This window comes from Polaromonas naphthalenivorans CJ2 (assembly GCF_000015505.1).
In the GTDB taxonomy this organism is placed as follows: Bacteria; Pseudomonadota; Gammaproteobacteria; order Burkholderiales; family Burkholderiaceae_C; genus Polaromonas; species Polaromonas naphthalenivorans.
On record NC_008781.1, the window covers coordinates 129003 to 150647 of the forward strand.

Annotated in this window: 21 protein-coding genes; 13 read left to right on the forward strand and 8 right to left on the reverse strand. The window is 66.0% G+C overall.

Annotated features, from left to right (window positions below):
• Position 1: 1 nt before the first annotated feature.
• Entirely contained in the window at positions 2-1504 is a 1503-nt protein-coding gene (locus PNAP_RS00585; RefSeq protein WP_041376428.1) for a YncE family protein, read from the forward strand.
• Positions 1505-1586: 82 nt separating this feature from the next.
• Here PNAP_RS00585 and PNAP_RS00590 read toward each other — a convergent pair whose 3' ends face one another.
• A complete protein-coding gene (locus PNAP_RS00590) occupies positions 1587-3134 on the reverse strand; it encodes a YifB family Mg chelatase-like AAA ATPase (RefSeq protein WP_011799554.1) in 1548 nt (515 codons plus the stop codon).
• Positions 3135-3472: 338 nt separating this feature from the next.
• Between PNAP_RS00590 and glnK the strand changes: the two genes are divergently transcribed.
• The 7 genes from glnK to PNAP_RS00625 all read left to right on the forward strand — a co-directional run bounded on the left by glnK (position 3473) and on the right by PNAP_RS00625 (position 10476).
• Complete coding sequence (glnK, locus tag PNAP_RS00595; RefSeq protein WP_011799555.1) at positions 3473-3811, forward strand: P-II family nitrogen regulator; 339 nt, start codon at positions 3473-3475, stop codon at positions 3809-3811.
• A 33-nt stretch (positions 3812-3844) separates the two neighbouring features.
• Entirely contained in the window at positions 3845-5410 is a 1566-nt protein-coding gene (locus tag PNAP_RS00600) for an ammonium transporter (RefSeq protein ID WP_011799556.1), read from the forward strand.
• A gap of 145 nt (positions 5411-5555) precedes the next feature.
• The gene (locus tag PNAP_RS00605; RefSeq protein ID WP_011799557.1) at positions 5556-6482 is read left to right on the forward strand and encodes an SMP-30/gluconolactonase/LRE family protein; all 927 of its coding nucleotides are present in this window, start codon (positions 5556-5558) and stop codon (positions 6480-6482) included.
• A 212-nt stretch (positions 6483-6694) separates the two neighbouring features.
• A complete protein-coding gene (gene glcE / locus PNAP_RS00610; RefSeq protein WP_011799558.1) occupies positions 6695-7843 on the forward strand; it encodes a glycolate oxidase subunit GlcE in 1149 nt (382 codons plus the stop codon).
• An 8-nt stretch (positions 7844-7851) separates the two neighbouring features.
• A complete protein-coding gene (locus PNAP_RS00615; RefSeq protein WP_011799559.1) occupies positions 7852-8616 on the forward strand; it encodes a YoaK family protein in 765 nt (254 codons plus the stop codon).
• 8 nt (positions 8617-8624) lie between these two features.
• On the forward strand, positions 8625-9872 hold the full coding sequence (glcF, locus tag PNAP_RS00620) for a glycolate oxidase subunit GlcF (RefSeq protein ID WP_011799560.1): 1248 nt from the start codon (positions 8625-8627) through the stop codon (positions 9870-9872).
• A 241-nt stretch (positions 9873-10113) separates the two neighbouring features.
• A complete protein-coding gene (locus PNAP_RS00625) occupies positions 10114-10476 on the forward strand; it encodes a hypothetical protein (RefSeq protein WP_011799561.1) in 363 nt (120 codons plus the stop codon).
• Between the two features lie 107 nt (positions 10477-10583).
• Here PNAP_RS00625 and PNAP_RS00630 read toward each other — a convergent pair whose 3' ends face one another.
• The 4 genes from PNAP_RS00630 to lplT all read right to left on the reverse strand — a co-directional run bounded on the left by PNAP_RS00630 (position 10584) and on the right by lplT (position 14538).
• Positions 10584-11627 carry an extracellular catalytic domain type 2 short-chain-length polyhydroxyalkanoate depolymerase gene (locus PNAP_RS00630; RefSeq protein ID WP_011799562.1) on the reverse strand — a complete coding sequence of 348 codons (1044 nt, stop codon included), beginning with the start codon at positions 11625-11627 and terminating at the stop codon, positions 10584-10586.
• Between the two features lie 114 nt (positions 11628-11741).
• Positions 11742-12227: a glutathione peroxidase gene (locus PNAP_RS00635; protein WP_011799563.1), complete on the reverse strand. Its 486-nt coding sequence runs from the start codon at positions 12225-12227 to the stop codon at positions 11742-11744.
• Between the two features lie 122 nt (positions 12228-12349).
• Positions 12350-13258, reverse strand: coding sequence for a DMT family transporter (locus PNAP_RS00640; protein WP_011799564.1), 909 nt, complete (start codon positions 13256-13258; stop codon positions 12350-12352).
• Entirely contained in the window at positions 13258-14538 is a 1281-nt protein-coding gene (gene lplT / locus PNAP_RS00645; protein WP_011799565.1) for a lysophospholipid transporter LplT, read from the reverse strand. Before lplT ends, PNAP_RS00640 begins: the two co-directional genes overlap by 1 nt.
• Before the next feature lie 191 nt (positions 14539-14729).
• Here lplT and alr point away from each other — a divergent pair, with 191 nt between their 5' ends.
• Genes alr through hepT form a run of 4 tightly spaced genes read left to right on the forward strand, consistent with a single transcriptional unit; the run spans position 14730 to position 17530 of the window.
• Positions 14730-15827 (forward strand): alanine racemase, encoded by a 1098-nt coding sequence (alr, locus tag PNAP_RS00650; protein ID WP_011799566.1) that lies wholly within the window; start codon positions 14730-14732, stop codon positions 15825-15827.
• Positions 15824-16663, forward strand: a complete 840-nt coding sequence (locus tag PNAP_RS00655; protein WP_011799567.1) for a hypothetical protein — start codon at positions 15824-15826, stop codon at positions 16661-16663. The genes alr and PNAP_RS00655 overlap by 4 nt, the downstream gene beginning before the upstream one ends.
• Positions 16664-16716: 53 nt before the next feature.
• Positions 16717-17112 (forward strand): type VII toxin-antitoxin system MntA family adenylyltransferase antitoxin, encoded by a 396-nt coding sequence (gene mntA / locus PNAP_RS00660; protein ID WP_011799568.1) that lies wholly within the window; start codon positions 16717-16719, stop codon positions 17110-17112.
• On the forward strand, positions 17102-17530 hold the full coding sequence (hepT, locus tag PNAP_RS00665) for a type VII toxin-antitoxin system HepT family RNase toxin (RefSeq protein ID WP_011799569.1): 429 nt from the start codon (positions 17102-17104) through the stop codon (positions 17528-17530). Before mntA ends, hepT begins: the two co-directional genes overlap by 11 nt.
• Here hepT and PNAP_RS00670 read toward each other — a convergent pair.
• The 3 genes from PNAP_RS00670 to PNAP_RS00680 form a co-directional block, all read right to left on the reverse strand.
• A complete protein-coding gene (locus PNAP_RS00670; RefSeq protein WP_011799570.1) occupies positions 17527-18501 on the reverse strand; it encodes a 2-dehydropantoate 2-reductase in 975 nt (324 codons plus the stop codon). The two genes, hepT and PNAP_RS00670, sit on opposite strands and share 4 nt — an antisense overlap.
• 113 nt (positions 18502-18614) lie before the next feature.
• Positions 18615-19601, reverse strand: a complete 987-nt coding sequence (locus PNAP_RS00675) for a Bug family tripartite tricarboxylate transporter substrate binding protein (protein ID WP_041376429.1) — start codon at positions 19599-19601, stop codon at positions 18615-18617.
• A gap of 135 nt (positions 19602-19736) precedes the next feature.
• Positions 19737-20135: a 5-carboxymethyl-2-hydroxymuconate Delta-isomerase gene (locus PNAP_RS00680; protein ID WP_041376430.1), complete on the reverse strand. Its 399-nt coding sequence runs from the start codon at positions 20133-20135 to the stop codon at positions 19737-19739.
• A gap of 116 nt (positions 20136-20251) precedes the next feature.
• Between PNAP_RS00680 and radA the strand changes: the two genes are divergently transcribed.
• Positions 20252-21631: a DNA repair protein RadA gene (radA, locus tag PNAP_RS00685; protein WP_041376431.1), complete on the forward strand. Its 1380-nt coding sequence runs from the start codon at positions 20252-20254 to the stop codon at positions 21629-21631.
• The last annotated feature ends 14 nt before the right edge of the window (positions 21632-21645 follow it).

The window sequence follows — 21645 nt, forward strand, 5'->3', positions numbered from 1 at the left end:
CATGAAAAATTTTCCTTGCCGGGACAGCCGCAGCATGCTGTTTTCCTGGGCGCTGCCACGCTGCAGGACGGCCTTGCGATGCCTGATCGGCGCACTCTGGCTGGGAGCGGCGGCAGCTTTCGCCGCACCTCTGGCCTACCTGGCGGACCGCAACCAGAACACTGTGTCGGTCGTCGAGATGACGACCTATTCCAGACTCACCACCATTTCCCTGGGCGCGGCGCAGGCCTCTCCGGTTGAACTGGTGGCCAATGAGGCGTCCGGCAAGGTGTTCGTCGCGCTGGGCACCGGCGTGGCCATCATCGACCCGCGCACCCAGGCCCTTGCCGGCGAGATACCGCTGGCCCTGATCAAGGCGATGGCGGTGTCGCCCGATGGCAAGAAGGTGTATGCATTGACGCCCGGCTCGGTGTCCGTCATCGACACCGACAGCAAGTCCGTGACGGCCACGCTGGCCGTGGACCCGTCGGCCGTCAGCCTGGCCATCGACGCGGACGGGGAAACCATTTATGTGGCGCATACCGGGCTTGAGCCGGGCACCGAAAATGCCCTTGGTGCCGCCGGCATCACCCTCATCAACGGCTTGACCCCTGAAATCGAAAACGTGGTCAGCACCAAGGATTTCCGGCCCGAGCGCCTCGCCGTGAACCCGGGCGACGACCGCCTCTACATGCTCGGAAACGTGGGCCTGGCCGCCGACGAGCATGCCTACCGGATGCTTGACCCGGTCACTTCAGCCATCACGCGGATTGCCCTCGTCATGCCGCCGCAGACGCCGCCCATCCCTGGATTCACCAGCCTGGCCTTCAACCAGGATGGCAGCCGCCTGTACCTGGGCGGCCACTCGTTCGGCGTGACCACCATTCCGGTTCTGGAAGTCGATACCGCCGCAGGCACGGTGGCGCGCGTGCTGCGCGTGCCGCCGGGCTTTGCCGACGAACACACGGCCCTGAAACTAGCGACCAGCTTTGCCAACGACAAGTTTGTCCTGATCGTCTTCGTGAAGGAGCGCTTGAACAGCGCCATGTTCGAGCCGGGGCGGCGCGCCGTGTTCATGGAGGTGGCGGGGGGGCTCATCGTGAGCGATTTCCAGGCCCCGTCTCCCGGCGACACCGACCTGCTGACCGGCGACATCCTCGACTCGGCCCCCGCGCCTACCCAGGGCAAGGTTCCCACCAGCACCGTGCTGCAAGCCAATGCCAATCCACCGCTGCGCCCCACGTTGCCGGTCACGTTCATGGCAACGGTGACGGGGAACAATCCCACCGGCAAGGTCGTCTTCAGGTTCACGGCGCGTGGCGACCACCACCGGATGGTTCAAAAAGTCCGGGTTCCGCTGAACGGAGGCGTGGCCACGCTGGCGCTTGCGGCCTGCAATACCGCATGGGACAACGCTGCGTTGCAGAAGATTGCCTGCAGCCCTGAATTCAAGGTGGTCGCCAAATTCAGGGGCGACCCATTCAACGCCAGGAGCAAGTCCGAAGCCCTTCACGAAAGCTACTGAGCCCAGGGCCTGCCTGGACGCTACGGGGATTGAAACAAAGTTAAATTACGTAACTTCAGCAACCTTGCCAAGCGCCACTGCCTCAGTGCGCCGCCTTCAGCGCCCGCCGGTACTGCACGGCCTCGGCCACATGCGTGAGTTGCACCGTTTTGGCGCCGGCCAGGTCGGCAATGGTGCGCGCCACTTTCAGGCAGCGGTGAATGCCCCGGCCCGACCAGCCCAGCCGGGTGGCTGCGGTATTGAGGAACTTGGCCGCTGTGGCATCGAGCTGGCATTGCGCATCAATCGCCTGCCCTTGCAGCGCCTGGTTGGCGCTGCCCTGCCGGCTCATGGCGCGCTCCCTGGCCTGCACGACACGGCTACGGATGGTTTCCGTGGCTTCGCCCGGCGGCGTGTTCACCAGTTCGCCGGCCGCCAGCGCGCCGACTTCCACATGCAGGTCGATCCGGTCCAGCAAGGGGCCGCTGAGCTTGCCCTGGTAGCGCGAAACCTGCTCCGGCGAGCAGCGGCAGGCGCGCAGGCTGGAGCCCAGGTAGCCGCAGGGGCAGGGGTTCATGGCCGCGATGAGCTGAAAGCGCGCCGGGAACTCGGCGCGGCTCGCGGCCCGTGAAATGGTGATGCTGCCCGATTCCAGCGGCTCGCGCAGGGCTTCCAGCGCGGCGCGGGGAAATTCCGGCAGCTCGTCGAGGAACAGCACCCCGCGATGCGCCAGCGAGATTTCACCCGGACGCGGCGGCGAGCCGCCGCCCACCAGCGCCACCGCGCTGGCCGTGTGGTGCGGCGCGCAGGTCGGCCGCACGGCCCAGTGGTCCAGCGTGAAGCGCCCGCCCAGCGACGCGACGGCGGCGGTTTCCAGCGCTTCCTCGGTCGTCATGGCCGGCAGCAGGCCGGCAAAGCGCTGCGCCAGCATCGACTTGCCCGAGCCCGGCGAGCCGACCATCAACAGGCTGTGCCCGCCTGCGGCCGCAATCTCCAGTGCCCGGCGCGCGGCGGCCTGGCCCTTGACATCGGCCAGGTCCGCATAAGCGGGCTGCCGGGACGGCGCGGCTGAAGCCACGCGCATCCAGCCATCGGCCACCTCGGGCACGGCGTCGCCCGGCAGGAACTGCCTGACCACGTCGAGCAGGTGGTGCGCGCGGTAAATCTCGGCATCGGGCACCAGCGCCGCTTCCTGCGCACTGCCTTCGGGCAGCACCAGCCGGGGCAGCTTGCGCGCCGTGCCGCCATGCGCCGGCCGGGCAATCGCCAGGCTCATGGCCAGCGCGCCGCGCACCGGCCGCACATCGCCGCCCAGCGACAGCTCGCCGGCAAACTCATAGCCGGCCAGCTTGCGCGCATCAATCTGCCCGCTGGCCGCCAGGATGCCCAGCGCAATCGGCAGGTCGAAGCGGCCCGAATCCTTGGGCAGGTCGGCCGGCGCCAGGTTCACCGTGATGCGCTTGTTGCCCGGAAACTCCAGCCCGGCATTCTGGATGGCCGAGCGCACCCGCTCGCGCGCTTCCTTGACTTCGGTATCGGCCAGGCCGACCAGCGTGAAACTGGGCAGGCCGTTGGCCAGATGCACCTCGACGCACACCGGGTGCGCTTGCAGACCCAGCAATGCACGGCTATGCACTAAAGACAGGCTCATTCTTTAACTTTCTTATAAATGCATCAAAGTTGTGCATTGAGCGTGCATCATGATGGTGCGTAACAGGTTGTAATTCTCTAGCGTAACCCGGCCGTCCATGAAATCGGTCAGGTGTTTTCAGGGGAAAAGCAAATTAACTGGCACGGTCCCTGCTAAAGAAGTTCCGCCAACTTTAAATTTTTTTCGGGGATTTCATGAAATCAAACTTCGTTACCCTCGTTTATAGCGGCCACTCTGTCAAAAAGTACACGCTGGACGTGATGCCTACAAAAACCCTGTAATGCGGCGGCAGCGGCATGTGGCCGCTGCCCTGTTATTCATCCTGGAGGAAAACTGAAATGAAACTCGTCACTGCCATCATCAAACCGTTCAAGTTGGACGAGGTGCGCGAAGCACTCTCCGGCATGGGTGTACAGGGCATCACCGTGACCGAAGTCAAGGGCTTCGGCCGCCAGAAAGGCCATACCGAGCTGTATCGGGGCGCCGAGTACGTGGTTGACTTCCTGCCCAAGGTCAAGATCGAAGCGGCCGTGCCCGATGAGCTGGTGGACCGGGTGATCGAAGCCATCGAGACCTCTGCCCGCACCGGCAAGATCGGCGACGGCAAGGTTTTTGTGTACGACCTTGAGCAGGTCGTGCGTATTCGCACCGGCGAAACCGGCAAGGAAGCCCTCTGACCTCATCACCCTGAAAAAAAAGAGAACATCGACATGAAAAAACTGATTGCTTCCCTGCTGCTGGGACTGAGCTTGCTCGGCACGGGCGCGACCGCCTGGGCGCAGGCCCCGGCCGAAGCGCCCGCCGCAACCGCCTCGGCGCCCGCTGAAGCCAAGCCTGACGCTGCCGCCGCCCCGGCTTCCGCGCCTGCCGACACGGCTGCACCCGCTGCCGCCGCGCCAGCCCCGGCCGCCGAAGCTTCCGCCGCCGCCGCGCCAGCGCCCGTCCCCAACAAGGGCGACACGGCCTGGATGATGGTCTCGACCATCCTGGTGATCCTGATGGTCGTGCCCGGCCTGGCCCTGTTCTACGGCGGCCTGGTGCGCAGCAAGAACATGCTGTCGGTGCTGATGCAGGTCATGGTGACGTTCTCGCTGATCGTCGTGCTGTGGTTCATCTACGGCTACAGCCTGGCCTTCACCGAGGGCAATGCCTTCATCGGCGGCTTTGACCGGCTGTTCATGAAAGGCATCTGGGACAACGCCGCAGGCACCTTTGCGAATGCCGCGACTTTCAGCAAGGGCGTCGTGATTCCCGAGATCGTGTTTGCCGCCTTCCAGGCCACCTTTGCCGGCATCACCTGCACCCTGATCGTCGGTGCTTTCGCCGAACGCATCAAGTTCTCCGCCGTGCTTGCGTTCATGGTCATCTGGTTCACCTTCAGCTACGCCCCGATGGCGCACATGGTCTGGTTCTGGATGGGTCCCGATGCCTATACAGGCAAGGAAGTGGTTGACGCCATGACCGGCAAGGCCGGCTACATCTGGCAAACCGGCGCGCTGGACTTCGCCGGCGGCACCGTGGTTCACATCAATGCAGCCGTGGCCGGCCTGGTCGGCGCCTTCATGGTCGGCAAGCGCATCGGTTACGGCAAGGAAGCCATGGCGCCTCACAGCCTGACGCTGACCATGGTGGGCGCTTCGCTGCTGTGGGTGGGCTGGTTTGGTTTCAACGCCGGCTCGGCACTCGAAGCCAACGGTTTTGCCGCACTGGCTTTCATCAACACCCTGGGTGCAACGGCTGCGGCCGTGCTGGCCTGGTGCGTCGGTGAAGCATTGCTCAAGGGCAAGGCCTCGATGCTGGGCGCCGCTTCGGGCGCTGTCGCTGGCCTGGTGGCCATCACGCCGGCCGCCGGCAACGTCGGCATCGCCGGTGGCCTGGCGATTGGTTTCATCGCCGGCTTTGCCTGCCTCTGGGGCGTGCATGGCCTGAAGAAGATCCTGGGCGCCGACGACTCGCTCGACGTGTTCGGCGTGCATGGCGTGGGCGGTATCGTCGGCGCCTTGCTGACCGGCGTGTTCAACTCGCCCGCCCTGGGCGGTCCTGGCTACGTGGCTGACTGGGTGACCGCAGCCATGGTCACCACGGCCGACTATTCCATCATGTCGCAAGTCTGGATTCAGGCCAAGGCCGTCTTGATCACCATCGTGTGGTCGGGCGTGGTGTCGCTGGTGGCCTACAAGATTGTTGACCTGACCATCGGCCTGCGCGTCAGCGAAGAAGACGAGCGCGAAGGTCTGGACATCACCGCGCATGGTGAAACGGCCTACAACCGTTGATCGTTACCAGCTGCTTTCGCTCTATTTGAGTTGACGGAGTTTTTTTGAGGGAAGTTCAGCCCGCTGGTGCCAAGCCAGCGGGCTGTTTTTTTTTGCCGCTACAGTCGCAGGATTTGAGTGTGAACCGTAATCCCGAGGAGATTGAATGACCTGGCAAACCGCTATTTCCCAGCCCAGCGAACTGGGCGAGTCCCCGTTCTGGCACCCTGACGAGCAACGGCTGTACTGGGTGGACATCACCGCCTGCCAGATTTGCCGGGCCGATGCAGCCACAGGCATGGTTGAACGCTGGACCGTGCCGTCCGAGCCCGGCTGCATCGCGCCGGCCCGCACCGGGGGCCAGAACTCCGGCCTGGTGATGGCCTTGCGCGACGGCATTTACCGCGCCCGGCAATGGGGCGGTGAACTGGCCTTGCTGGCGCCGGCGCAACACGACCCGGCCACCCTGCGCTTCAACGACGGCAAGGCCGATGCGCTGGGCCGCTTCTGGGCCGGCACCATTTACGAGCCGCGCGGCGCCGCCCGGGCGCAGCTGTTTTCGCTCGATGGCCGGGGCGGCCGCGCGCCCGTGCTTGAAGCCAAAGCCGCCGATGCCACCACCGCCAACGGCCTGGCCTGGTCGCCCGATGCGGCCACGCTGTACTGGGCCGATACGCCGCGCCACCTGGTCCGCGCCTGGGACTGGGATGCCGCCGGCAACACCCTGAGCCATGAGAGGGTGTTCCGGCAATGGCCCGTCAAGCCCGAAGGCTGGCAAGCGGGCATGCCCGGCTATGGCGGCCGGCCCGACGGCGCCGCTGTCGATAGCCAAGGCAACTACTACGTCGCCATGTACGAAGGCGCCCGGCTGCTCAAGCTCTCGCCCGCCGGCGAGTTGCTGGCCGAATTCGCGGTGCCCGCGCAGTGCCCGACCATGCCGTGCTTCGGCGGCGCTGACCTCAAAACGCTTTACCTCACGACCGCCCGCCATGGCCGCCCGGCCGCCGAACTGCAAGCCTGGCCCGATTCGGGCTGCATATTTTCAATGCGGGTCGATGTGCCGGGGTTGCCGGTGAATTTTTTCAGGGATTGAGCTGGCCTGGCCAGGTTTTTAAGTAAAAAAGGTCGTTTGCGCATATCCAGCAAGCACAAGCAGCTATGTTATTAATAGCAAATTGGAGTTTTCGACATGTGGCACCAACCCAGGTCCAGCCATCAGGCGCTGCTGGGCTGCAAAAAAACCGAACACGCCGTGTTCAAAAAAATCAAAACCCCTTAGCAATGGGGACGCGTACCATTCCTGCCATGAATGCAGACACTGACATGACGACTTTGATGGCCGCCCGCGTTCGCGATGCGGCGCAGGCGGGCACGCCCTTGCGGATTCGCGGCGGCGGCAGCAAGGATTTTTATGGCCAGGCGCTGGCCGGCGATGTGCTGGACCTGTCCGGCCATGCCGGCGTCATCAGCTACGAGCCCAGCGAGCTGGTCGTGACCGTGCGCGGCGGAACCCCGCTGGCCGAGCTGGAGGCGCTGCTGGCCGGACAAGGCCAATGCCTGCCCTTCGAGCCGCCGCACTTCGGCCCGAACGCCACGGTTGGCGGCATGGTCGCCAGCGGCCTGAGCGGCCCGGCGCGCGCCAGCAGCGGCGCGGTGCGCGACTACCTGCTGGGCGTGGTGCTGCTCAACGGCAAGGGCGAGAGCCTGACCTTCGGCGGCCAGGTGATGAAGAATGTTGCCGGCTACGATGTCTCGCGCCTGATGGCCGGAACGCTCGGCACGCTGGGCGTGCTGCTGGAAATTTCGCTCAAGGTGCTACCCGTCGCTCCGGCCGAGGCCACGCTGGCGTGCCGCCTGCCGCAGCAAAAGGCGCTCGATTTGCTCAACCGCTGGGGCGGCCAGCCGTTGCCGCTGAACGCCAGCTGCTGGGTGCATGACGATAGCGCCGCGCCCGGGCAGGATTTCCTGTTCGTGCGCCTGCGCGGCGCCGTGGCCGCTGTCGAGGCCGCGTGCCCGCGCATGATGGCCGATGTGCAGGCGGCCGGCGGCCAGGCGGCGCGGATGGACCAGGCCCAGGCCGGAGCCGACTGGAATGCCTGCCGCGAGCAGACCCTGCCATTTTTTGCCCGGCCGCCCGCGCTGGACGCCTGCCTGTGGCGCCTGAGCGTGCCGCAGACCACGCTAGCTCTGGATCTGCCGTTTCCCCAGCTGATCGAGTGGCATGGCGGGCTGCGCTGGCTCTGGGCGCCGGCGTCGGCGGCCGCGCAGCTGCGCCGGCTTGCCGCCCAGGCCGGCGGCCACGCCACTGTGTTCAGGCGCGCCGCCCAGACACCAGCCGAATTGCCTGTCTTTGCCCCGCTGTCTCCCGTGCAGTCGCGCATCGCGCAGGCCTTGAGAAAAGAGTTCGACCCGGCCGGCGTTTTCAATCCGGGCCGCATGTCGATGGACAGGTAGGGCAGCGCATGCGACGTTTGCGCCACCTGACCGGCCAGCACCGGACGGCTTCGATCAACCGCCTGCTCGGCGCCGTTCTGGCCTTCAATGCCGGCGCCATCAATGCCGGCGGTTTCCTGGTGGTTCACATGTACACCTCGCACATGACCGGCTTTGCCTCGCTGCTGGCCGACAACCTGGTGCTGGGCAACATGCGCCTGGTGCTGGGCGCCATCGGCGCCTTGCTGGCCTTTACCTTTGGCGCGGCCTTTACCGCCATCCAGGTGAACTGGGCGCGCCAGCACGGGCTGCGCAGCGAATACGCGCTGCCCCTGCTGGTCGAGGCGTTGCTGCTGCTGCTCTTTGGCCTGATGGGCGCCACGCTGAACCGCCAGACGCCGTTTGCCGTGCCGCTCACGGTGCTGGTGCTGTCCTTCACCATGGGGCTGCAAAACGCGCTGGTCAGCAAAGTCTCATCGTCGCAAATCCGCACCACCCACATGACCGGCATCGTGACCGACATCGGCATCGAGCTGGGCAAGCTGTTTTACTGGAACCGCATCGAAGGCCCGTTCGAATCCCGGGTGCGCGCCAACCGCATCAAGCTGCGCCTGCTGTGCATCCTGCTGGGCGCCTTCGTGGCCGGCGGCATCGTTGGCGCGGCCGGCTTCAAGTACGTGGGCTTCATCTGGGTGGTTCCGCTGGCGCTGCTGCTGCTCGCCCTGTGCCTGCCGCCCCTGTATTCCGACCTGCTGCGCACCTTCAGGCGCAAGCTTCTCCGACAAGGCACCTGAGACTCCCCATGCAAACCCAACTCGCCCCCGAATTCCAGAACACGCCCGATGGCCGCCAGGCCGAAGCCATTTTGCGCAAATGCGTGCACTGCGGTTTCTGCACCGCCACCTGCCCGACCTACCAGCTGCTCGGCGACGAGCTGGACGGCCCGCGCGGCCGCATCTACCTGATCAAGCAGGTGCTCGAAGGCGAAACGCCGACGCGCAAGACCCAGTTGCACCTGGACCGCTGCCTGACCTGCCGCAACTGCGAATCCACCTGCCCCAGCGGCGTGCAGTACGGCCACCTGGTCGATATCGGCCGCAAGCTGGTCGATGAACGCGTGCCGCGCCCGGTGGGCGAGCGCGCCGTGCGCTGGGCGCTCAAGGAAGGCCTGCCGTCGCCGCTGTTCGCCCCCGCCATGAAGATCGGCCAGGCGGTGCGCGGCCTGCTGCCCGAGTCGCTTAAGGCCAAGGTGCCGCCCAAACAGCCGGCCGGCCAGTGGCCCACGCGCAGCCATGCGCGCAAGATGCTGATGCTGGAGGGCTGCGTGCAGCCGGCCATGATGCCCAACATCAATTCGGCCACCGCTCGCGTGCTGGACGCCGCCGGCATCGAGGTCGTGACGGCGGCCAAGGCCGGCTGCTGCGGCGCGGTGAAGTTCCACCTGAACGACCAGGACGGCGGCAAGCTGGAAATGCGCCGCAACATCGACGCCTGGTGGCCGTATGTGGAGCAGGGCGTTGAAGCGCTGGTGATGAACGCCTCGGGCTGCGGCGTCACCGTCAAGGAATACGGCTACATCCTGAAAGACGATGCGGCCTATGCCGAAAAAGCCGCCCGCATCAGCGCGCTGACCCGCGACCTGAGCGAGTTGCTGCCGGTTATCGCCGAATCGCTGCAAGCCAGCCGGCCCGACCTGGCCGGAAAGATTGCCGCCGGCGCCCCCAGGCTGGCGTTTCACCCGCCGTGCACGCTGCAGCACGGCCAGCAGCTGCGCGGCGGCGTCGAGCAGCATCTGGGCGCATTGGGTTTCGACATCAAGGTCTCCGGCAATGAGGCGCACCTGTGCTGCGGCTCGGCGGGCACCTACTCGGTGCTGAACCCCGAGATCGCCTACCAGTTGCGCGACCGCAAGCTGGCCAACCTGGACGCCATGGCGCCCGAGGTGATTGTCTCTGCCAACATCGGCTGCATTACCCACCTGCAAAGCGGCACCACGACACCGGTGCGGCACTGGGTCGAGGTGCTCAATGAAGCGCTATTGAATCAATAGCTGACTATGCCCGCCATGATTGCGCAAACACTGTATTTTTATCAAATTTACAGGGGGCTCGGGCGCTGGCGGAAATGCCGTAGCAACTGGCAACGTCCTACACAAATCACGACGGCCGGACTACCTTGCGCAGGGGCCAGGAAGTCCTCAATAAAGAGGCGGCGAACGGGCGTTCACCGCACCTGCCGGTACAGCAGCCATGCCGTACCAAGTCCTTTTTATTTTTGATGAGGAACACCAGATGACATCGAGCAACCAAGGCAGTGGTAACCAGGGCGGTAACCAAGCCGGAAACCAGGGCAACCAGGGCAGCAGTTCGGGCGGCACGCGTGGCGGCACACCGCAGCAGCACGCCGAAGCCGGCCGCCAAAGCCACAAGAACGACGACCAGCAAAGCGGCAAGCAGAGCGGCAACGCCAGCCAGGGCGGCGGCTCATCGCAGCAAAATGCCGAGGCCGGCCGCCAGGGCCAGAAGGGCGATGACCGTGGCGGCCAGCAAGGCAGCAGCGGCGGCTCGGCCAGCAGTTCAGGCGGCACCCGGGGCGGCACGCCCGGGCAGCATGCCGAAGCCGGGCGCCAGAGCCACAAGAACGACAACAAGTAACCGGGGATAGATGCAGGGCGCTACGGCGCCTTCATCCAGGGGCGGCTTCAGGCCGCCTTTTTTTGCCTGAATCCGGCCGGGTCCGGCTGCATCCGGCGGCACCCGGGTCAAGTGCGTGATTTTTTCGGCTGCTGCGCCAGCTGGTTCACCATGGCCTTGATGGCTTTCATTTGCGAGCCCGATTTATAGGCGTAGTTCGTGCCGGTGTAGCCCCACCAGTCCCAGCAGCCATCCGGGTTCAGGGGGCTCCACGACTTGTTGACCTGCGGATACAGCACCATGAGCTTGTTGTTGTCGGCCCAGTTGTTGTAGCCGGTGTCGGTGATGAACTGGTTGCCGACCGATTCGACCGACTGCTTGCAGCCGTGAATCGCCACATGCACCTTGCAGTTCGCGCCCGTGGTGCTGCAGCTCTTGGGCACGTACACAAAGCCAGTGCCAGCCATGCCGGTGGCGGCGCTGGCATAGGTGCGCTGGTTGAAGCTGACGATGGTTCCGCTGGGCGTGTCAACCCGTGGCTGCAGCGCGCCATAGATGTGCTGCAGCAGCGCCCCGGCCTGGTCGTAGCCCTTGGTTTCGACGCTGCAATGGCTGATGTAGGGATCGGCGTTGGCCGCGCAGTCGTTGCCATAGCTCGGTGTGATGACCGCATGGCCCGCCGGCATCTTGTTGACGTACTGCAGCTGCGCCGTCTGGACGCCGACCTCCTTGAAGAACTCCACCGTGGCATCGACCACCGGCTGGCGCACCACGGTGTCGTCGGTTCCGCTGAAGACATAGACGCGGCGCTGGTTCAGGTTTTTGAGCGGGTCAATCAGGCCCGCATCGGCGAAGGACTGGGCGGCGCTGACCAGCAGCGGCGGGTAAATCGGCATGCCGTTGCCCATGCAGATGGTGGTGGCGTACATCATGTTGTTGGCCGCGCAGTAGTAAGGCCCGCCCGCGACGACCCCCGCGCCGATGATCGAGCCCGAGTAGGCCACCTGCATCTGCACCGCCATGAAGGCGCCCGAAGACAGCCCGGACACCGAGGTCTGCTGGGGGTTCGCGCCATAGGCGGGAAGGCTCACCGGGGCGGCGGGCTGGGCGAGGGCCTGGGCGGCCGTCAGGCTGAGCAGCACGAGGCTGGCGATGGAACGCGGCAATGACATGGATTCCTCCTTGAATGGATCTTTTTTGAGTGACAGCAACATCAGCCCGAAGGCTGGCACCCAGCATGCCATGAATCACATTTTGTTACTACCGTATTCCGTCACATGTTGCTATCAAGCCGCCAGCGCGGCCTCGATGTCCCTGGCCAGGCTGGCGGGCTTGTCCAGCGGCGCATAGCGCTTGAGCACCCGGCCATCCTTGCCGACCAGGAACTTGGTGAAGTTCCACTTGATGGCCTTGCTGCCCAGCAGGCCGGGCGCCTCGGCTGTCAGCCACTGGTACAGCGGATGGGCCGCCGCGCCATTCACGTCGATCTTGGACATCATCGGAAAGCTCACGCCGTAGTTGACCTGGCAGAAGGTGGCGATTTCGCTGTCGTTGCCGGGGTCTTGCGCGCCAAACTGGTTGCACGGAAAGCCCAGCACCACCAGGCCCTGGCCGGCATAGGTTTTGTGCAGCTCCTCCAGGCCGCCGAACTGCGGCGTGAAACCGCACTCGCTGGCGGTGTTGACGATCAGCATGACCTTGCCCCTGAATTCGGACAGGGCGATGTCCTGGCCGTTGATCTGGCGCGCTTTGAAGTCGTAAACCGTGCTCATGGGATTTCTCCTGGTGTTCATCGTTGTCGTAAGGTAGCCGCAATTTTCCGCCGGGCCGCCCCAAGGAAAATTAGCCCCCTCGGGGGGCAGCGCATTACGCGAAGCGAAAAGCGTGGGGGCTATTATTCTTTGGCCGAAGGCGCCGTGGCTGCAAGCACCGCCGCCAGCACGATCAGGCTGCCGCCCAGCAGGATGCGCGGCGTGAACTGGGCGGCCCCCAGCGCGGCGGCGGACCCGCTGGCAAACAGGATTTCGGTCAGCATCACAATCGCCGTCGCGCCGGCCGCCAGGCGTGCCGCGCCGTACTGCAGGGCCGCGTTGCTGGCCATGAAGGCCAGGCTCAGTCCCAGCAGCACCGGAATGCCGGCCGCCTGCAGCGCCGGGCCGGGCACCACCTGCAGCGACATGCCGAGCAGCGCGGCCAGCGTCGCCATCAGGCCGCTGCCGCCAAACATGGCCAGCATGCAGGTGTTGCCGGGCGCATCGGCGAATTTGCGCAGCAGGCAATTGGTGACCGCAAAACTGAAGCCGCCCGCAATGGCCAGCCAGTCGGCGGCGCCCTGCGGCAGCGGCCACGCAGAGCCAGGCGCCTTCAGCACGATCAGCACCCCGCTCATGGCCAGCAGCAGCCGAAACAGCGATGCGGCGGTCGGTTTTTCACCCAGCAGCAGCCACGCCACCAGCACCGACCAGGCCGGCATCAGGTAAAACAGCAGCACCACCCGCACCACGTCGCCCACGGTGACGGCCCAGTTGAAGCCGATATTCGTCAGGCCCGCCGCCAGGCCCAGCAGCCACAGCTGCGGATGCGCCGCAAAGCCGCGCCAGGCCTTGAACTGCACGGCCAGCAGCCCGGCCACGATCAGCAGGTACATCAGCGCCGTGGCCCACAGCGGATGCAGGCCATGGTCCTGCAGCTGGCGAAACGGCCACCAGGAAACGCCCCAGACCAGCGCATTCAAGACCAGCGCGCCGACCGCCAGCGCAGCCGTTCGCCCGTGTGCCGCGCGGGCCGGATGAAGGCCAGCCATCAGTGCGATTTGTCGCTGCGGGCAATGCTGATCAAGTGGTCGAGCTGCAGCTTGTGCTTGACGGTGTTGCTCTTGTGCCAGCGCTGGATCAGCCACATGTTGCCGGCCACCACGATGCCAAAACCCGTGATGGCGCCAAAGGCCGACAGCCCCATGCCGGTGGACAGGCTGTAGCCCGCGCCCAGGCTCAGGATGCAGGCCTGCTCGTTGAAGTTCTGCACGGCAATCGAGCGGCCCGCGCCCATCAGGTTGTGGCCCCGGTGCTGCAGCAGCGCGTTCATCGGCACCACCAGGAAGCCGCCCAGGCCGCCGAGCAAGATCAGGAAGGGCGCGGCCACCCAGACGTTGGTGATGAAGTTCATGCCGATGACCAGCACGCCCATGGCAATGCCCAGCGGCATGACCTTGGTCGCTTGGTCCAGCCGCATCCGCATCGACGCCAAAATGGCGCCGGCGGCCGTGCCAATCGCCACCACGCCCACCAGCGACGAGGCCTGCGTGGTGCTGTAGCCCAGCGCCGCAGCGCTCCAGGCCAGCACGATGTAGCGCAGGTTGCCCGACACGCCCCAGAACAGCGTCGTGGTCGCCAGCGAGATCTGGCCCAGCTTGTCGCGCCAGAGCGCCGCGTTGCAGTTCCAGAAATCGGGCAGCAGCTCGAACTTGTTGCGCGGCATCGGCCGCATCTCGACGCCGGTGTCGGGGATGCGCAGGTTGAACCAGGCGGCAATGATGTAGAGCAGGATCAGCAGCGAGATCGCCGCTTCGGGCGGCGTGTCGATGCCGGTGTCGATGATGGGAAGGTCAATGGCCAGCAACTGGCCGGAGACGGCATGCCCGACCAGTTGGCCGCCCAGCAGCACGCCCAGGATGATCGATGAAATCGTCAGGCCCTCGATCCAGCCGTTGGCCTTGACCAGTTGCGAGGCCGGCAGCAATTCGGTCAGGATGCCGTACTTGGCCGGTGAATAGGCGGCGGCGCCGAGGCCGACGATGGCATAGGCCAGCAGCGGGTGGGAGCCGAACAGCATCATCAGGCAGCCGATGACCTTGATGGCGTTGCTGACGAACATGACGTTGCCCTTGGGCCGGGCGTCGGCATAGGCGCCGACAAAAGGCGCCAGGATCACGTAGAACAGCGCGAACATCGGCACCAGCGCCGCCGGCTGCCATTTGGGCGCCCCGTTGGTCTTGAGGAGTTCCACAGCCGCTACGAATAGCGCGTTGTCAGCCAGTGAGCTGAAAAACTGGGCTGCCATGATGGTGTAAAAACCGCGCTTCATTAACTGTATTGATCACCGCAAAAAACTGCATCAGTTGATCTGATGGCTGAAAATACAGGTGAATGTCTCCAAAGAATCGACGTTTATAGCATGGGGGCTGGTGACAGAATCGAAGAAAGACCCTGAGCCTGTCCGCTAACCCGAAGCCAGCCGCTCCGGCCCGCCGTTCACTTTTCACCTGATTGCGCCCCATGCCACGTCCCATTCTTGCCACCATCCACCTTGCCGCCCTCAGCCACAACCTGGCGCGCGTGCGCACCGCCGCGCCTGACGCCAAGGTCTGGGCCGTCGTCAAGGCCAACGCCTACGGCCACGGCATCGAGCGCGTTTTCGATGCGCTGCGTAGCGCCGACGGCTTTGCGCTGCTCGACCTGGACGAGGCCAGGCGCCTGCGCGCGCTCGACTGGCGCGGCCCGATCCTGCTGCTCGAAGGCTGCTTCGAGGCGCGCGACCTGGAACTGTGCTCGCGCCTGGGCCTGTGGCACACGATTCATTGCCAGGAGCAGATCGACATGCTGGCCGCGCACAAGACGCAGCTGCCGCACCGCGTGTTCCTGAAGATGAACACCGGCATGAACCGCCTGGGCTTCACGCCCGAGCGCTTTCGCGCCGCCTGGATTCGCCTCAATGCCCTGCCGCAGGTCGATGAAATCTCGCTGATGCAGCATTTTCCCGATGCCGACGGCCCCAAGGGCATCACCGCGCAGCTCCAGGCTTTCGACGCCGTGACGCATGATTTGCCCGGCGAGCGCACGCTCAGCAACAGCGCCGCCATCCTGCGCCACACCGGCGCGCTGGCCGGGCGCTCGGACTGGGTGCGGCCCGGCATCGTGCTCTACGGCAGCGCGCCCGACTTTCCCGAGCACAGCGCCAGCGACTGGGAGTTGCAGCCGACGATGACGCTGTCATCCCGAATCATCGGCCTGCAGACCCTGGCGGCTGGCGACACGGTGGGCTACGGCTCCAGCTTTGTCGCCGAAGGGCCAATGCGCATCGGCGTCGTGGCCTGCGGCTACGCCGACGGCTACCCGCGCCACTGCCCCACCGGCACGCCGGTGCTGGTGAACGGCGTGCGCACGCGCATGGTCGGGCGCGTCAGCATGGACATGATCACCGTGGACCTCACGCCCGTGCCCAGGGCCGGCATGGGCAGCGAGGTCACGCTCTGGGGCCGCGCGTCAAAAGGCGGCGCCATGCTGCCCATCGACGAGGTGGCGCGGGCCGCCGGCACGGTGGGCTACGAGCTGATGTGCGCGGTGGCGCCGCGCGTGCCGGTGGCGGTCGATTGAAGAACCTGTCGAACTGGCGCTCGGTGCGGCTGCTGGAAAGCCGGCTGGAACACGATTTGCGCCAGCGGCATGTGTTCTGGCTGCACGGCTTGTTTATCGGCCTGGTGACGCTGGGCCTGACCTGGGGCGCGTCCCATGCGCAGATGCTGCTGGGCGTCGAGTCGCTCGCGCTGCGCTACCTGGTCTCGCTGGGGCTGGGTTATCTGGGTTACTTGCTGATGCTGCGCCTGTGGGCCGGCGCGCTGGTGCGGCAGCACCGCCAGCGGGACGGCTGGGGCAATCTCGATGGGGGCTGGCCGGGAGGTGAGGGCGGCGGTGGCTCTGGTTCCGCTTCGGCCCGTCTGCCTTCCCTGCGCAGTGGAGAAGGTGGCGACTTTGGCGGCGGCGGCGCGTCGGGTGATTTCTCGGGTGCGGTGGATGCGCCAGGCATCCTGGAAAGCGCGGATGCCGCGGGCGGCGCGGGCAAGATGGTCAGCGGTGCGCTGGAAGCCGCCGGCTCGGCCGACGAGGCGGCGGTGGTCGTGGTGCCGGTGGTCGCCATTTTTCTGATCGGCTGCGCTGTGTTCTTCGGTGCCGGCTCGCTGGTGCTGATGTATTTTGGCTGGGAAGCCCTGCTGGCCGTGGCGGTGGAACTGGCGTTTTCCTATGTCTCCGCCCGCGTGGCGGTGCGGGTGGTGCGCGAAGGCTGGCTGAGCGCTGCCCTGCGCCTGACCTGGAAACCCTTGCTGGGTGCAGTGCTGTGCGCCGTGCTGCTCGGCGCGACGGTTGACCATTTCGTGCCCGCCGCCCATTCGCTGCCGCAGGCACTGCGGCTGGTCAGCGGGCCAGCCCGCTAGGACCAGCGAGGCAACTGCCCGGCGGCAAGCCCCAAGCTGCGTTACGCTAGCGCATGAACCGAAAAGCCCTCCTTGACATGCTGTGCAGCCGCGTGCCGGACCTGCTGGCGATCTACGCCTTTGGCAGCCGCATGCAAGGCACGGCGGGGCCGCAAAGCGACCTCGACCTGGCTGTCCTGGTGGCTGGATATGCCGATCCGCTGGCCTTGTGGGAACTGTCCGGCGACCTGGCTGACCTGGCCGGCTGCCCGGTCGATTTACTGGACCTGCGCGCGGCCTCGACCGTGATGCAACACCAGATCATCACCACCGGCCAGCGCTGGTGGGTCTGGGATGCGCAGGCCGCCCTGTACGAGGCGGCGATTCTGAGCGAAAAGACCGCGCTCGATACCGCGCGTGCGGGCCTGCTCGACGACATTCAAAAAAGGGGACGCGTTTATGGCCGATGACGTGCTGATCAACAAGGCCGCCACCATCGAGCGCTGCGTCAGGCGGGCGCGCGAGGAATATGACCGCGACCCGGCCACCTTCGCCACCGATTTCACGCGCCAGGATGCGGCCATCCTGAACATCCAGCGCGCCTGCGAGGCGGCGCTGGACATGGGCCAGCACCTGATCCGCCGCGAAAAGCTGGGCGTGCCGCAAAGCGCCCGCGACGTGTTCGCGCTGCTGGCGCAAGGCGGCTGGATCAACGCGGCGCTGGCCGATGGCCTCAAGCGCATGGTCGGCTTTCGCAACATCGCCGTGCATGATTACCAGGCGCTGCAGTTGCCGATCACGGTGGCCATCATTCAAAAGCACCTGGACGAGTTTTTGCACTACAGCCAGGGCGTGCTGTTGCGCGATGCCGGGCAAGCAGCGACCTAATACAGCCCTTTCACCCGCGCCTTCAGCCGCGCCAGCCCGAGCAGCGCGTCGGTGTACGGCGTCTGCACGCCGGTCAGCTGGCCCAGTTCCCGCACGGCGGCCACCAGCGCGTCCAGCTCCAGCGCCTTGCCGGCTTCCACATCCTGCAGCATCGAGGTCTTGACCGCGCCGAGCTTGCGCGTGATTTGGTGCCGGTCTTCGGGCTGCTGGTCAATTGAAATGCCCAGGCGCGCGCCGATTTCCTTGGCCTCCAGCATCACGCGCGAGATAAAGCCGCGCACCAGCTCGTCGTCCATGATGCGGTCGATGGTGGCGCCGGTCAGCGCGCTGATCGGGTTGACGGTCATGTTGCCCCAGAGCTTGAACCAGATGTCTTTCTGGATCTGCGCGGACACCACCGCCTCGAAACCGGCTTTTTCGAGCAGAGCGGCCAGCTGCTGCGCGCGCGTGGTTTGCTCGCCCGACGGCTCGCCGACGATGAGCTGCTTGCCAAAGTGGTGCTGCACCTGCCCGGGTTCATCGACCGAGCAGCTGGCATGCACCACGCAGCCGATGATGTGATGCAGGGGCAGGGTCTCGGCCAGCATGCCGTCGGGATCGACCGAAGTCAGCCGCCGGCCCGCCAGCGCGCCGCCAAAACCCTGCAGGAACCACCACGGCACGCCGTTCATGGCCGTCATGACGAGGGTGTCCGGTCCCAGCAGCGGCCTGATCTGGCGCGCCACTTCGGGCAGCGACGGCGCCTTGACGGCCAGCACCACCAAGTCCTGCACGCCCAGCTCGGCCGGCGTGTCGCTGGAGGCGACGGCCTGCGACGTGATCTGCTTGCCATCGTGCAGGCGCAGCCCGTGCAACTGCAGCGCGTCGAGCGTGGCGCCGCGCGCCAGCACGCTGACGCTGCAGCCGGCGCGTGCCAGCCCGCTGCCAATCCACCCGCCAATGGCGCCTGCGCCGTAAATGCATGCTTTCATGGCTTCGTCCCCTCTATTTAGGTATAAAAAAAGCTGTTTGCGCAATACCTGTATGTATGAGTAGCTACTGTTTTAATAGCGTTCTCCGCCGCCTTGCGCGGGCTCCCATTTTCCTAGCCTTCGGGGGTAAAGCCAACCGCCTTGACCAGCGGCCCCCAGCGTTCGGTGTCGGCCTTGAGCATGGCGGCCAGCTGGGCCGGCGAGGTCGGCAGGACTTCGAGGTAAGACACGGCCAGGCCGTCAGCCACCTCCTGCGACGCCAGCGCCGAGCGGATGGCGGCATTCAGGCGCTGCACCACCTCCTGCGGCGCCCTGGCGGGCAGGAAAAAGCCAAACCATTCGGTGAAGGCCAGATCCTTGAAGCCCTGCTCGACCAGCGTTGGTGTGCCGGGCGTGAACTTGCCGCGCCTGGGGCCGCTGGTGGACAGCAGGCGGCATTTGCCTGCGGCCACATGCTGCGTGAACTCGCCGGTGGGGCCAGACACGGCGGCAATCTGCCCGCCTACCATGTCCAGCACCGCCGGCTGCGTGCCGCGAAAGGCCACGTGGCGCAAATCGACATTGCCGGCACGGCCCAGCAGCGCGCCGATGAAGTGCGGCGACGAGCCGGCGGCGGGCGAGCCGAAATTGGCCTGCATCGGGGTGGCCTTGCACCAGGCCAGAAAGTCCGGCACGTTTTTGACGCTGGCCGGCACCATGGGGCCGACCGCAAAGCCGTAGTCAAAAATCGCCGCCGCCGAGACCGGCGTCAGGTCGGCCACCGGGTCATACGGCAGCTTCTTGTAGGTGTGGGGGTAAATGCCCAGCATCGACATGGGCGTGAGCAGCATCACGCTACCGTCGGGCGCGGCGGTCTTGACAAACTGCACGGCGATCTGGCCGCCGGCGCCGGTCTTGTTTTCAACCACCGCGCTCCTGGCATAAGTCGGGTGCAGCTTGTCGGCCACGCGGCGCGAGACGATGTCGGCCGTGCCGCCCGGGGCAAAACCGGCGACGACCCGGGCGCTGTCGATGGCCTGCGCCCAAGCCTGCCGGCCGATGCCGGCCAGCAGCGCCGCAGCGCCCGTGGACTGGATGAGGTGGCGACGTGAAAGACTCATGGTGATTTCCTCGGGAAGGGTGGGCGGACAAACAGGAAAGTGCCAAACTGCCGGCGGGCTGGCCAGGGCGGCGTTAATCATTCTCACCCAGCGGCCCCTTGGGCGCAGGCCGGGCTGGATGGCTGGCCGCGCCGCTCAGGCCAGGTGGCTGGCCAGGTTGTTGTGCTTGCCTTCATACACCGGCGCGCCTTCGTCGATCTGCAGCGTCAGCCCGACGGCATGTTCAGAAAAAACCTGCGCCAGGTGCGCCTTGGCGCTGGCCAGCACCGCGTCGCCGGCGCGCTGGATCATCGCGGCGTTGCGTCCGGGCGTGATGCGCAGGTTCAGGTAGATGAAGGCCCGGCCCGGCTGACCGTCGGCCACGGCAAAATGCGGCGCTGGCCAGGCCATGACGCGCGTGCCGGCCACCGGAAACAGCGCGCTGCCGTCGTCGTGGCGCAGCGCCACCAGCGTGGCAGCCAGCGTGGTGCACAGCGCGCCCATGTCGGCCGAGGCTTCCAGGTTGGCGGTGTATTCGATGTTCAGGTGCGGCATGAAAATTCCAGTTAAAAAGCCAGGCGTCGGAAGGTGCATGCTACAACGCTCCCGCGCCGCGTGCGGACATGCAGCCGGGCTGCCCAATGATGCGAAGCGGTCAATACACTAGCCGCATGGCCAAAGAAAAAACGATTTACACCTGCACCGAATGCGGCGGCACCAGCCCCCGGTGGCTGGGCAAATGCCCGCATTGCACTGCCTGGAACACACTGATCGAATCCAGCGCCGAAAACCCCGCCGCTGGAAAAAACCGCTACAGCCCGCAGTTCCAGTCTCTGGCCAAGGCCTGCGAAGTCACCGCGCTGGCCGACATCGAGGCCACCGACATGACGCGCACCCCGACCGGCCACGAGGAACTCGACCGGGTGCTGGGCGGCGGCATTGTCGAAGGCGGCGTGGTGCTGATCGGCGGCGACCCGGGCATCGGCAAATCGACGCTGCTCTTGCAGGCGCTCGACTCGCTGCAGCGCGCCGGGCTGAACACGCTGTATGTGACCGGCGAGGAAAGCGGCGCGCAGGTCGCGCTGCGCTCGCGCCGGCTGGGGCTGGACGGTTCGCAGGTCAAGGTGATGGCCGAAATCCAGCTCGACAAGATTCTCGCCACGCTGGAGGTCACGCAGCCGGCGGTCGCCGTCATCGACTCGATCCAGACGGTGTATTCGGACCAGCTGACCTCGGCGCCCGGCTCGGTGGCGCAGGTGCGCGAATGCGCGGCGCATTTGACGCGCGCGGCCAAGTCCAGCGGCGTGTGCATCGTGCTGGTCGGCCACGTCACCAAGGACGGCGCGCTGGCCGGCCCGCGCGTGCTGGAACACATGGTCGATACCGTGCTGTATTTCGAGGGCGACACGCATTCGAGCTTTCGCCTCGTGCGCGCCATCAAGAACCGCTTTGGCGCGGTCAACGAAATCGGCGTCTTCGCCATGACCGAAAAAGGCCTGAAGGGCGTGAGCAACCCGAGCGCGATGTTCCTGAGCCAGCACAGCGAGCCGGTGCCGGGCAGCTGCGTGATGGTCACGCTCGAAGGCACGCGGCCGCTGCTGGTCGAGATCCAGGCGCTGGTCGATGACGGCGGCCCGAACCCGCGCCGCCTGAGCGTCGGCCTGGACCGCGACCGGCTGGCGATGCTGCTGGCCGTGCTGCACCGCCATGCGGGCGTGGCCTGCATGGACCAGGACGTGTTCGTCAACGCCGTCGGCGGCGTGCGCATCAGCGAACCGGCGGCCGACCTGGCGGTGATGCTGGCGATTGCGTCGAGCCTGCGCGGCAAGGCCTTGCCCAAGGGCTTTCTGGCCTTTGGCGAGGTCGGCCTGGCCGGAGAAGTGCGGCCCGCGCCGCGCGGCCAGGAGCGGCTGAAGGAAGCGGCCAAGCTGGGTTTCAGCGTGGCGGTGGTGCCCAAGGCCAACGCGCCGAAAAAGCCGATTGAAGGCCTGACCATCCACGCCGTCGAGCGCATCGAGCAGGCGCTGGACCTGGTGCGCAGCCTGCAGTAGATTCAGAAGCCGGA